This window comes from Dokdonella sp. (assembly GCF_017744955.1).
Taxonomy (GTDB): Bacteria; Pseudomonadota; Gammaproteobacteria; order Xanthomonadales; family Rhodanobacteraceae; genus Dokdonella_A.
In genome coordinates this window covers 330155-343103 of the sequence record NZ_JAGIAG010000003.1, presented here as the reverse complement: position 1 = coordinate 343103, position 12949 = coordinate 330155, and the positions used below count along the sequence as shown (strand labels likewise).

8 protein-coding genes are annotated in these 12949 nt (G+C 70.6%); 2 read left to right on the top strand and 6 right to left on the bottom strand.

What is annotated here, in order from left to right; all coding sequences use genetic code 11:
- Positions 1-68: 68 nt before the first annotated feature.
- From rnk to J7520_RS09585, 5 genes are all read right to left on the bottom strand, one after another.
- Positions 69-485, bottom strand: a complete 417-nt coding sequence (gene rnk / locus J7520_RS09605; RefSeq protein WP_291187316.1) for a nucleoside diphosphate kinase regulator — start codon at positions 483-485, stop codon at positions 69-71.
- Positions 486-747: 262 nt separating this feature from the next.
- On the bottom strand, positions 748-1698 hold the full coding sequence (gene oxyR, locus J7520_RS09600) for a DNA-binding transcriptional regulator OxyR (protein ID WP_291187313.1): 951 nt from the start codon (positions 1696-1698) through the stop codon (positions 748-750).
- A gap of 145 nt (positions 1699-1843) precedes the next feature.
- Entirely contained in the window at positions 1844-3421 is a 1578-nt protein-coding gene (ahpF, locus tag J7520_RS09595) for an alkyl hydroperoxide reductase subunit F (protein WP_291187310.1), read from the bottom strand.
- Between the two features lie 233 nt (positions 3422-3654).
- Positions 3655-4218 (bottom strand): alkyl hydroperoxide reductase subunit C, encoded by a 564-nt coding sequence (ahpC, locus tag J7520_RS09590; protein WP_291187308.1) that lies wholly within the window; start codon positions 4216-4218, stop codon positions 3655-3657.
- Positions 4219-4516: 298 nt separating this feature from the next.
- Positions 4517-5884 (bottom strand): hypothetical protein, encoded by a 1368-nt coding sequence (locus tag J7520_RS09585; RefSeq protein WP_291187304.1) that lies wholly within the window; start codon positions 5882-5884, stop codon positions 4517-4519.
- A 329-nt stretch (positions 5885-6213) separates the two neighbouring features.
- Between J7520_RS09585 and J7520_RS09580 the strand changes: the two genes are divergently transcribed.
- Positions 6214-10404: a hypothetical protein gene (locus J7520_RS09580; protein ID WP_291187301.1), complete on the top strand. Its 4191-nt coding sequence runs from the start codon at positions 6214-6216 to the stop codon at positions 10402-10404.
- Complete coding sequence (prmC, locus tag J7520_RS09575; RefSeq protein ID WP_291187298.1) at positions 10401-11231, top strand: peptide chain release factor N(5)-glutamine methyltransferase; 831 nt, start codon at positions 10401-10403, stop codon at positions 11229-11231. Before J7520_RS09580 ends, prmC begins: the two co-directional genes overlap by 4 nt.
- A gap of 10 nt (positions 11232-11241) precedes the next feature.
- On the opposite strand, the gene J7520_RS09570 is transcribed toward prmC, so the two are convergent.
- The gene (locus tag J7520_RS09570; RefSeq protein WP_291187295.1) at positions 11242-12927 is read right to left on the bottom strand and encodes a hypothetical protein; all 1686 of its coding nucleotides are present in this window, start codon (positions 12925-12927) and stop codon (positions 11242-11244) included.
- Between the last annotated feature and the right edge of the window lie 22 nt (positions 12928-12949).

The window sequence follows — 12949 nt, the reverse complement described above, 5'->3', positions numbered from 1 at the left end:
AAGCGGCCGAACGAGCGTCGATCGGCCGGTTCGCGGCGGTCGCGCACGAGGGCGCGGACTTCCCTGCGTCAGCGATGCAGGTGCCCGGCCGCTTCGGGCTGGTACTTGATGCCCGCGATGCGCAGCGCGGCTTCGCGGCCGCCCGGCATCGGCCAGCGGATCGAGTCGCCGATGCGCAGGCCGAGAATCGCGCTGCCGACCGGCGCGAGCACCGAGACCTTGCCCGGATCGCCGTCGGCGTCGCGCGGGTAGACCAGGGTCAGCTCGTATTCCTCTTTGGTGTTCTCGTCGACGACCTTGGCGGTCGAGTTCATCGTGACGACGTCGGCGGGCATCTGTTCCGGCTCGACGATCGACGCGCGCACGATCTCGGCGCGCAGCGCTTCGGAGCCGGGGAAATGGCGATGCGCCGGCGCGTCGAGCAGGGCCTCGATGCGCTCGAGGTCGAGGCTGGAAACGAGGATCGGGGGTCGTGCGGTGTTCATGGAGGCTCCGTGCGACGGGGTCGCTGCGAATGAATCGGGAAATGGAGGGACCGTAGCCGATCGCGTCGGCTTTCTCAAACGCGCTCCTCGAACGGCGGCACTCCCCGAACGGCGGCGAGAGCCGTCGGTGTCGCGAGCGGCTTTCCGAGGGGCGCTACGCCGGCCGCTGCGGGAGCCCGCCGCGCAGGATCAGGTGAGGGGAGTCACGATGGACTTCCGCAGCCGCGGGCACGACGACCGCCGGGGTCTCGCGCAGTCTCCGTCAAGCGCGCGTGCGCGCACGCGGCTTGCGTGCCGGCTGCGCCGCCTCGCGGGCGACGAGCAACTCGCGCGGCAGCTTCTTGAACACGTCCGCGAGCTGCTCGAGCAGGCGCGCGATCGCCGAGCTGCGGCGCCAGACCATGGCGATGCGCCGATGCGGCGCGCGACCGCGGAATTCGACCAGGTGGATGTCGGCGGAAGGCGCCACCGGCGGCTTCACGGCGAGGGTCGGCAGCAGCGTGATGCCGACGCCCGCGGCGACCATCTGGCGCAGCGTCTCCAGGCTGGTCGCGCGGAAGCCGCCGCGCTCGCCGGCGCCGGCCAGATGGCACACCTCGAGCGCCTGGTCGCGCAGGCAGTGACCTTCCTCGAGCAGCAGCAGGTTCTGCTCGGCGAGATCGCCGAGCTTGAGCGCGTCGTGCATGGCCAGTTCATGGCCTTCCGGCACGGCCAGCACGAAGTCTTCCTCGAACAGGAATTCCTGATGCAGCTGCTCGTCGTGGATCGGCAGTGCCAGGATGCCGGCGTCGAGGCGGCCTTCGCGCAGCAGGCGCAGCACGGTCTCGGTCTTCTCCTCGGTCAGCAGCAGTTCCAGGCGCGGAAAGCGCGCGCGGATCGCCGGGATCACGTGCGGCAGCAGGTACGGCCCGAGCGTCGGGAATATCCCCAAGCGCACCGCGCCGGATTCCGGATCGGCGGTGCGGCGCGCGATCGTGCGGATTTGCTCGATCTCGTTCAGCACCTGCCGCGCGCGTTGCGCGATTTCGCGGCCGGTCTCGGTCAGCAGCACCTTGCGCGGCGTGCGCTCGACCAGGGCCACGCCGAGTTCGTCCTCGAGCTTCTTGATCTGCGTCGACAGCGTCGGCTGGCTGACGAAGCTGGCTTCGGCGGCGCGGCCGAAGTGCTTGTGCTCGGCGAGGGCGACCAGGTACTGGAGATCGCGCAGGTTCATGAGTGCGGAGGGCTGGCGTGACCGGACGATGATGCGACCCGCCGCGGCACCCCACAAGGGTGGCCGGGATCGGCCGCCGGTGCGAACGGACGCGCGCCGGGATTTCTCCCGGCGCGCGCTTGGGGCAGTCGGCTCGCGGGCGGGCTCAGGCGGCCTTCTTCTCGCTGTCGACGATCGGCGCGCGGATGATGTGGTCGAACGCGGCCAGCGCCGCCTTCGCACCTTCGCCCGCGGCGATGACGATCTGCTTGAACGGCGTCGTCGTCGCGTCGCCCGCGGCGAACACGCCGGGCATCGAGGTGCGGCCGTGCGCGTCCACTTCGATCTCGCCGCGCGGCGACAGCGCCAGCGCGCCCTTGAGCCAGTCGGTGTTCGGCAGCAGGCCGATCTGCACGAACACGCCGGAGAGTTCGAGATCGTGCGACTGGCCGCTGCTGCGGTCGGTGTACTTGAGGCCGACGACCTTGCTGCCGTCGCCGACGACTTCGGTGGTCTGCGCGCTCAGGATCACGTCCACGTTCGGCAGACTGCGCAGCTTGCGCTGCAGCACCTCGTCGGCACGCAGCTTGGAATCGAACTCGAGCACGGTCACGTGGGCGACGAGGCCGGCGAGGTCGATCGCCGCCTCGATGCCCGAGTTGCCGCCGCCGATCACGGCGACGCGCTTGCCCTTGAACAGCGGGCCGTCGCAGTGCGGGCAGTAGGTCACGCCCTTGGTGCGGTACTCGCTCTCGCCGGGCACGTTCATGTTGCGCCAGCGCGCGCCGGGGGCGAGGACGACGGTCCTGGATTTCAGCGTGGCGCCATTGGCCAGCTCGACGTGCACCAGGTCGCCGTCGGCGACGAGCTTGTCGGCACGCTGGCGGTTCATGATGTCGACTTCGTAGTCCTTCACGTGCGCTTCGAGCGCGGCGGCGAACTGCGGGCCTTCGGTGTGCGTGACGGAGATGTAGTTGGCGATCTCCATCGTGTCGAGCACTTGGCCGCCGAAGCGTTCGGCGACGACGCCGGTGCGGATGCCCTTGCGCGCGGCGTAGATCGCCGCCGCCGCGCCGGCGGGGCCGCCGCCGACGACGAGCACGTCGTAGGGCGCGCGCGCGTCGAGCTTTTCCGCCTCGCGCGCGTCGGCGCCGCTGTCGAGCTTAGCGAGGATTTCCTCCACGCCCATGCGGCCCTGGCCGAATTCCTGGCCGTTGAGAAAGATCGACGGCACCGTGAGGATCTGCTTCTCGGTGACTTCCTTCTCGAACGTGGCGCCTTCGATCATCTCCACGCCGATGCGCGGATTGATCGTCGCCATCAGATTCAGCGCCTGCACCACGTCCGGGCAGCTCTGGCAGCTCAGCGAGACGTAGGTTTCGAACTTGTACTCGCCGTCGAGCGCGCGGATCTGCTCGATCGTCTCCGGCGCGAGCTTCGGCGGATGCCCGCCGACCTGCAGCAAGGCGAGGATCAGCGAGGTGAACTCGTGCCCCATCGGGATGCCCGAGAAGCGCAGATGGATGTCCTGCTCCGGCGTGGTCAGCGCGAAGGAGGGCGTGCGGATGCCCGGCTCGACGCGCTCGACGAGGCGGAACTGCGGCGACAGCGTGGCGATGTCGGTCAGCAGTTCACGCAGTTCCTGCGATTTCTCGCCGCCGTCGAGCGCGGCGACGATGTCGACCGGGCGGGCGATCTTGGCGAAATGCTCCTGCAACTGGGTCTTGATGCTGTCGTCCAACATGGCGTGACTCCGTGGGAATGCGGTGAGCGCGCTGCGCTCGTCTCGGCGAAGCGCCTGGGGCGGTCGGCGCGCAGTCGCGCCGCCGACGGCCCTGAAGAATCGTCATTTCCGCGAGCGCGCATCGCAAAGGATGCTCGGGCCGGCGCGTATGACGTCGACGGGTACTGCCCCCGCGACGAACTTGCGGGAATCCGGGCGCGTCGCCGCGCCCGGAATGTGTCGCTGATGCGATCTCAGATCTTGCCGACGAGGTCGAGCGAGGGCTTGAGCGTCTTGGCGCCTTCCTGCCACTTCGCCGGGCAGACTTCGCCCGGATGCGAAGCGACGTACTGCGCGGCCTTGACCTTGCGCAGCAGCTCGGACGCGTCGCGGCCGATGCCGTTGTCGTGGATCTCGAGCACCTTGATCTGGCCTTCCGGGTTGATCACGAAGGTGCCGCGCAGGGCGAGGCCTTCTTCCTCGATCAGCACGTCGAAGTTACGCGCCAGCGTCGCGGTCGGGTCGCCGACCAGCGGGTACTGCACCTTCTTGATCGCCTCGGAGGTGTCGTGCCACGCCTTGTGCGCGAAGTGTGTGTCGGTCGACACGCCGTAGATCTCCACGCCGAGCTTCTGGAATTCGGCGTAGTTGTTGGCGAGGTCTTCCAGCTCGGTCGGGCAGACGAAAGTGAAGTCGGCCGGGTAGAACACGACGACCGACCACTTGCCCTTCAGCGTGGCGTCGCTGACTTCGACGAACTTGCCGTTGTGATAGGCGGTCGCCTTGAAGGGTTTGATCTGGGTGTTGATCAAGGACATGGTTTGCTTCCTCGTGAGGGGTGGTGGGGAAAGGATTCGACGTACTGTAGTGGTCGCTGGGTCATATGTACAATCAATTTATCCATATGAATTGATAGATTCTATCTATTCAATTGGGGCTCGCAAGCCGTATGCCGGGCATCGCTCGCTGCGGGGTGCGAGCAGCGAGGCGGGAGCGCGGACGCAAAGCCGCCCGGCGGCCGCTGCGCATCGCCCTCCTGTTGCATGCGGTCGCCGCGGCGACCGGACAAGAGGTCGCCGCGACGGGGCGGAGAACGGGCGGCGTCGGCCGCTTCGCTCAGAACGTCGACTTGGCGCCGTCGCGCTCGAAGTTCGCGTAGAAGATGCGATCGTTGGCGAAGCGCACGACCGCATAGTCGTAGTCGCTGCCGCCGCGTTGCTGCTGCAGCGCCTGCAGCGGGCGCCCACCGGACAAGGCGATGCCCTGGCCGTAGCTGCTCATGCCCGCGACGATCGTGTAGAGCTGGCCGCCGTACGGCAGTGTGTCGTAGAACGCGAGCACGCCGGCCGCCCACGGCGATCCCGCCTGCGTCGAGGTGAGCTGGCTGTAGGACAGGTAGACCGCGCCGTCCGAAGCGGCGACCGCGCGGCCGCTCCGCGCGGCGCCGGAGGCCGGCGCCACGATCCCGGACGAGCCGGGCGCGCAGGTGTCCGCGTCCATCTCGGCATACGCGAGTCCGGATCCGGCCGTCGTGCGATCGGTGTAGGTGCCGGCGAGAAAGGCATGGTGTGCGTCGCGCAACACGATCGCCGTTGCGAACGCGTCGCTGTTCGCGGCGGCGCCGAGATGCACCAGGCCGTCGGCGCCGCAGCTCGCGTCCGGCATTCCGGCGCCGGTCAGGCGCAGCAGCACCAGCGAGTCGTAGCTCGCGCCCTGCGCGCTGCCGCCGACGACGATGCGCCCGCTCGAATCGACGGCGATCGCACCGGCCGCGTCCAGACTGTCGGCCACGTCGCCGACCGAACGCAGGTAGGCACTGCCGCCGTGGAATGTCGCGTCGGTATGGCCGGTATTCGTCAGCCGGCGCACGAACAGGCTCGAGCGCAATGTGAGATCGCCGCTGGTGTCCGCATGGCGGCCGGCGAGGACCGGGCGCCCGCTCGCGTCGATCGCGACGTCCCAGTAGGTGATCCGGTGGCCGGTCGCCGGACAGTCGACGTACACGCCGCCGGCGCCGAACGTGGCGTCGACGGCGCCGTCGGCGGTGAAGCGTGCGGCATAGCTGCAATCGTCCGTCGCGGTACTGCCGGCGACGACGACGCGTCCCTGTGCGTCGATCGCGGCCGCGTTCGCGTACGGCAGGGCCGACTGGTAGGTACCGGACGCGAGCGCGAACGTCGAGTAGCCGGCGCCGGCGTTGAACGAGGGATCGTAGGTGCCGTCCGCGTTCAGCCGCTTCAGCGCGATCACCGCGCTGTTCGTGCCGTTCACCGCGCGGCCGACCATGACGAGCTTGCCGCCTGGCTGCGGCAGCACGGCGACGATGCTGTCGGCGTTGTTGCCGCCGAGATCGAACGGCTGGAGGTCGTAGCCGAACGGCGCGTTGAACGTCGGGTCGACGTCGCCGTTGGCGGCGAGCGCCGTGGGATCCGCGCAGAGGGCGGCGAAGGCGTAAGCGAAGGCAATCGAAATTCGGGCGCGCATCGGACGACCTCTTTCGGTTCCGCGGCGGTGGAGCGTGGCCGGTGCCGCAGCCGCGCAGTGTAGGCGAACGGCCGGCGGTGCGCAGCGGCCCGCGGGAGTCGGTCTAAGCCTGCGCCATCCGTCGCACATCGGGCCGCGATCGGCAATCGGCGCGGCGCAATCGCGCGACGCGAGATACTGGAACGCCGCGGACAGGCTCTAAGATGCGCCAGGCCGCGTCGACGAGGGGAATGCGTCGACAGCAGGGGCGGCATCCGCTTTCGCGATCATCAACCCCGCTTCCGGCAGCGTTCCGTTGCAACGGTCCACCGTCCGCACAAGGAGAGTTCATGCGTCCGCTTCTGCTTTGCCTCGCGCGTCTCGCGCTGTTGACGATCGCCGCGTCGGCGCAGGCCGAACCCGTCGTGCCGGCCTCGCTCGAACCGTGGCGGGCCTGGGTGTTGAAGCAGCAGGAGTTCCGCGCCTGTCCGCTGATCGCCGGCAAGGCCGGCAACGACGCGTCGGATTTCCTGTGCGCGTGGCCCGGTGTGTTGAACGTCGCGGTCGATGCGGGCGGCGCCAGTCTCGCGCAGCACTGGCGCGTCGACGCGGAGGCGTGGGTGCCGCTGCCCGGCGACGACGAGCACTGGCCGCAGCAGGTCACGCTGGACGGACAGGCCGCGCCGGTCGTCGAGCGCGAAGGAGCCCCGATGCTGCGCCTGGCTGCCGGCAGCCACGAGCTGCGCGCGCGCATCCCGTGGCGCGAGCGCCCGCAGTCGCTGCGCGTGCCGCAGCGGGCCGGACTGGTCGCGCTCACGATCGACGGCAAGGCGGTCGTGCCGGTGCAGCGCGACGGCGACGAACTCACGCTCGGCCGCGCCAGCACCGGCGCGCCGGAAGCGGACAGCCTCGACCTGCGCGTCTACCGCCGCCTCGGCGACGGCGTGCCGGCGGAACTGCGCACCGTCATCCAGATCTACGCCTCCGGCCAGGCGCGCGAGGAAATCATCGGACCGGTGCTGCCGGACGGCTTCGTGCCGCTGGCGCTGAACGGCGAATGGCCGGCGCGGCTCGATGCGGACGGCCGTCTGCGCGTTCGCGTGCAGCCCGGCACCGACACGCTGACGCTCGACGCGCGCGCGACCGCGCCGCTCGCGGACGCGACGGCGCGCGTGCCCGGCGCGCCGTGGCCACAGCAGGAAATCTGGAGCTACGCCGCCGATCCGCGCCTGCGCATCAGTGCGGCGAGCGGTGCCGTGCAGGTCGATCCGCGCCAGGCGCAGGTCCCTTCCGAATGGGAGGCGCTGCCCGCGTTCGCGCTCGGCGACGGCGCCAAGCTGACGATCGAACAGCGCTCGCGCGGCCTCGCGCCGGACGAGCGCAACCGCCTCACGCTGCGTCGCGAGATGTGGCTCGATTTCGACGGCGGCGGCTGGTTCGCGCGCGACCACGTGAGCGGCGAGATGCTGCAAGGCTGGCGTTTCGACGCGGCCGCGCCGTTCGTGCTCGAACGCGCGCAGGTCGCCGGCAACGGACGCGGCACCGCCGGCGAGTCGCTGCTGGTCACGCGCGGAGCGGAAGAAAAACTCAGCGGCGTCGAATGGCGCACGCCGCAGGTCGATCTCGCCGCCGGGCTGCGCATCGCGCCGGCCGGCGCGTCGCTGCCGATCACCGGCTGGCAGGACAGCTTCGACCGCGTCGACACCATCGTGCATCTGCCGAACGGCTACCGGCTGCTCGGCGCGCCGGGCGCCGATCGCGCCGACGGCAGCTGGATTTCGCGCTGGACCCTGCTCGACGTGTTCGTCGCGGCGGTGCTGGTGCTGCTCGCCTGGCGCGTGCTCGGCGCGCTCGGCGGCGTGGCTGCGGCGGCGTATCTGGTGCTCGGCTATCAGGAGTTCGGCGCGCCGATGTGGAGTCTGCTCGCCGCGCTCGCGCTGGCGTCGATCGCGCGCGCGTTGCCGCCGGGCAAGCTGGCGGTCGCGGCGACGTGGCTGAAGCGCGCGGCGCTGCTGCTGCTGGTGCTGACGGCGCTACCGTTCGCCGCCGGCCAGCTGCGCTACGCGTTGTATCCGCAGCTCGAAAGCGACCGCGGCGCGTGGATCGGCGCGTTCGACGAGGAGGCGCCGTGGCGGCATCGCACGCGTGCGCCGGCTGGCGCGGGAGAACCGTCGCAGGCGCAGGACGAGGCGCAGGTGGCGCCGGCTCCCGCGCCGCCGCCGCCTGCCCCGGTGACGGAATCTTCTGCGCCGGCGCAGAAATACGCGCGCGATTCGAACAGCGAGTATCTCGAAACCGTCACCGTCTCCGGCTCGAAGATCCGCAAGATGGATGTGATCGAGCGCTACAGCGCCTCGACGGTGGTGCAGACCGGCGCCGGCGAACCGGGCTGGCAGCTCGGCCATCGCTATCAGCTCGCCTGGAGCGGGCCGGTCCTGCCGACGCAGGACGTGCGCCTGGTGATCGCGCCGCCGTGGCTGGTGCGGCCGCTGCGGCTGGTGCTGGTGGCGCTGCTCGCCTGGCTCGTGCTGCGACTGGCGACGCCGGCGCTGCGCATTCCGCTGCGCGCTTCCGCGCCGGTATGGATCGGCGCGCTCGCGCTCGGCGTGTTCGGTGCGAGCACGCCGTCGCGGGCGCAGAGCTTTCCGCCCGACCACCTGCTCGACGAGCTGCGCACGCGCCTGACCGAGGCGCCGAAATGCGCGCCGACCTGCGCCGCCGTCGCCGGTGCCGAGATTTCCGCGCGCGGCGACGCGATCGAGGTCGCGCTTGAGGTGCACGCGGCCGAGCGTGTCGCCGTGCCGCTGCCGTTCGACGAGAAGACGCTGAGCCTGCGTAGTCTGCGCGTCGACGGCGCCCCGCAGGACGCGATCGCCCGCGCCGATGCGGCGCTGTGGATCGCACTGCCGCGCGGCGTGCATCGCATCGAGCTGGCGTTCACCGCCGCCGCCGACAAGGTCGCGCTGGCCTTTCCGCTGAAGCCGATGCGCGCGCAGTTCGCCGGCGGCGGCTGGGAGGCGAGCGGCCTGGTCGAGGACCGGCTGCTGACCGAGACGCTGACGCTGGCGCGCTCGCGTTCCGGCGACGAGGCGCCGGTGAATTCGGGCGCGCAGCAGTTCGCCCCGTTCGTGCGCGTGCAGCGCGCGTTGACGCTGGGCCTCGACTGGGGCGTGAGCACGCGCGTGGAGCGCCTGTCGCCGAAGGAGGGTGGCTTCACCGTCGAGGTGCCGGTGCTCGCCGGCGAGCACGTGACGAGCGCCGGCGTGAAAGTCGTCGACGGCCGTGTCGTGGCCGCGATCGGCAGCGACGCCGCGCAGGCGGAATGGTCGTCCAATCTCGACAAGAGCGAGACATTGAGCCTGACCGCACCGCCGCTCGCCGGCAGCGCCGAGGTGTGGCAGATCACGGTCAGTCCGACCTGGCACGTGGAGTTCTCGGGCGTGCCCGAAGTCGCAGCGCTCTTCGGCGGCGACGCCGACGACTACCACGGCTTCGAGTTCCACCCGCTGCCAGGCGAAACGCTGACCTTGAAGATCACGCGCCCGGCTGCGACGCAGGGCGCCACGCGCGCGATCGATTCGGTGAATCTCGCGTACGAAGTCGGCCAGCGCGCGTCGACCTCGACACTGCTGCTCGGCATGCGCGCGAGCCAGGGCGGCGACCACGTGATCGCCTTGCCGGCACACGCCGAACTGCTCGGCGTGCGGCGCAACGGCGAGCCGCTGAACCTGCGCCCGCAGGACGGCCGCCTGAGCCTGCCGCTGGTGCCCGGCGTGCAGAACTTCGAGATCCGTTTCCGCGACGACGCGCCGCTCGGTTTCAGGGCGGCGACGCCGGCCGTCGCGCTCGGCCTGCCGGCGGCGAACATCGGGCTGGACATCCATTTGCCCGGCAGCCGCTGGCTGCTCGCGAGCAGCGGCCCGGCGGCGGGCCCGGCGGTGCTGTACTGGGGCGAACTGGTGGCGATGCTGCTGGTCGCGTTCGCGCTGTCGCGGCTGCCGCGTTCGCCGTTGAAGCGGTGGCAATGGGTCCTGCTCGGGCTGGGCTTCTCGACCTTCTCGTGGGTCGCCCTGGTCCTCGTCGTCGCCTGGCTATTCGCGCTCGACTGGCGCGCGCGCGTCGAACCTTCCGCGTCGGCGCGCCGTTTCAATCTCGCGCAGATCGGGCTCTTCGTGTCGACCGCCGTCGCGCTGCTGTGCCTGGTCGCGTCGATCCGGCAGGGTCTGCTCGGGTCGCCGGACATGCACGTCGTCGGCAACGGATCGAGCGCGTGGGAGCTGCACTGGTTCGCCGATCGCGGCGTCGACGCATTGCCAGTCGCGAGTGCTTTCAGCCTGCCGTTGTGGACCTACCAGCTCGCGATGTTGGCCTGGGCGCTGTGGCTGGCCAGCGCGCTGGTCGGCTGGCTGCGCCGCGGCTTCGCCGCATGGACGCGCGGCGGCTACTGGCGCAGCGTGCCGAAAGCGGCGGCGGTCGAGAGCGACGCCGCGCCGACGGCGGCTGATGCCGCGACGGCGACCGAGGCGCCGTCCGCGCCGTGAGTGCGGTCAGGCAACTGCTCGCCGCCGGCGCCGCCCGGCTGGGCGGCGAGGATGCGCGCTTCGAGGCCGAGCTGCTGCTCGCGCACGCGCTCGGGCGAACGCGCGCGTGGCTGTTCGCGTGGCCGGAGTTCGAGCCGGACGCGGAGCAGCGCGCCGGCTACCAGCGCTTGCTCGACGCGCGTGTTCGCGGCGAGCCGATCGCGTACCTGACCGGCCGGCGCGAGTTCTGGTCGCTCGATCTGGCAGTGACGCCGGCGGTGCTGATTCCGCGCGCCGAAACCGAGCTGCTGGTCGAACTCGCGCTGGCGCGCATTCCGAACCAGCGCGAGGTCGCGGTCGCCGATCTCGGCACCGGCTCGGGGTCGATCGCGCTGGCGCTGGCGAGCGAACGCCCGCTCGCGCGCGTGCTCGCCACCGACGCCAGCGCCGAGGCGCTCGCCGTCGCGCGCGACAACGCGCGGCGCCTGGGCATCGCCAACGTCGTGTTCGCGCAGGGCGACTGGTGCGCGGCGCTCGGCGAGGCGCGTTTCGACCTGATCGTTTCCAATCCGCCGTACATCGAGGTGGGCGACGCGCACCTCGCGCAGGGCGACCTGCGCTTCGAGCCGCCGGCCGCGCTCGCTTCCGGCGCCGACGGGCTCGACGCGATCCGCCGCATCGCCGCGGAGGCACGCGCGCACTTGCAGGGTGACGGGTGGCTGCTGTTCGAGCACGGCCATACGCAGGGCGAGGCCGTGCGGGGAGTGCTGCTCGCGAACGGCTACGGTCGCGTCTCGACGGAGCGCGACGTGGAAGGGCGCGAGCGCGTCAGCGTCGGCAGAGCCTAGGGCGACGCGCTCAGGGATGCGGGAACACGGACAGGCTGGCCAGGCCGAACAGGTCGGGCTTGCCCGGCGCGTCGGTCACCTCGAAGGCGAGCACGTTGTCACCGGCGACGAACCAGGCCGGGTCGAACGTGATCGGCAGGCGCATGTGCCCGCCCACGTGGCGGCCTTCGTAGATGACGTGACCGTTCAGAACGATGCGCAGCGCGTGGTCGCCGCTCAGGTGGCCGGCGACGAGCAGCCGGCCTTCGGGAAGGTTGCCGGGCGGGAGCGGCAGCCGGATCGTCGACGAGCCGGTCGTGTTCCAGCGCAACCCGCCGCGCGGCGGCGAGAAGCCGCTGAACATCGGGTCGGGCGAATCGCTGGGCAGTTCGAGGATGCGCTTGAATTCGTCGAGGCGCCGCCGGTGCCGCTCGGCGTCGTGCAGGAACTGCGGATAGCGCCAGTCGGAGACGTATTCCGGATAGTCGTCGACGTTCGGCTCGGCGTTCCAGCGCATCGGATACGGATTGACGAACGCCTGGTAGACGTTGACGTAGATCGAGAACGCGCCGAGCACCGCGATCAGCGCGTAGACCCACGCGCGACTGCCGCGCAGCAGGTGCAGCGAGTGGAACAGCGCCAGGAACAGGCCCGGAAGGCAGTCGAACATCAGGCGCGGGCCGAAGGACCAGCCCGCCCACCAGTGCGGGAAGCGCGCGATCGCCAGCCAGTGCACGATCGGCCAGGCGAGGCCGACCAGAAGCGTGCACAGGTAATCCCGATCGCGCCGCACCAGCACCAGCAGCAGCGCGAGCGGCGGCACCAGCGCGAGGAACGGCGAGAACACGAACAGGCCGCGCGAGGGGCCGAACAGGTCCTGCCAGGCGGCGGTGGCGAAATCGGTCGGCGAGAGGCGCTGCGGCAGATAGTAGTTGGGCAGCCATTGCCCGTATTCGTGCTGGCTCCACAGCATGAAGCCGACGAGCAAGGCGGCCAGCACGGCGCCGCACTGGACGGCCGCGATGCGGCGATAGAGGAACACGTACAGCAGCAGGAACGGCGCCAGCAGCGACATCGTCGGCCGGCACAGATAGGCCAGGAACAGGCAGCCGCCGACGAGGATCACGCGCACACGCGTTCCTTGGCGTATGCCGCGCACGGCCAGGTAGATCGCGACCGTCGCCGCGAGCGCCGCGAAGTCGTGCGAGAACAGCGAGGACAGCCCCGTGCTGGTGACGGAGGTGCCGAGCACGCACACGACGGCGATGCCGGCGGCGGGCCAGGGATCGAGGAACAGCCGGGCCATTCCGAACAACAGCCACAGCATCGCGACGACCACGGTCGCGGCGATGGTCATCTGCACCGCGTCGTCGTCGTGGTGGTCGTACACGTTCAGGCCGAACAGGTTCGCGACCGCGACGAACGGCGTGCTCAGCAGCGGCGTGCCGAGCGGAAAGAAATCGTAGAGGTGGCCGTTCTTGCGGGAGAGCGGATAGCCGAAGCGGCGCAGCTCGGCTTCGTCGTAGCGATCCAGGCGCACGCTGCCGTGCTGGACGATTTCCTGGCTGACCAGCAGCGTTCCCTTGGTGTCGCCGGCGCTGTGGCAGTAGGACGACGCGATCCAGGCGATCGCGACGCTCGCGGCGATCAGCACCAGCAGCCACGCGTGGCGCTGCGCTCGCAGCGCGTGAGTCCATGCCCGCTGGGTGGATGGCATTGCTTCCCCTGTGGATTGCCGG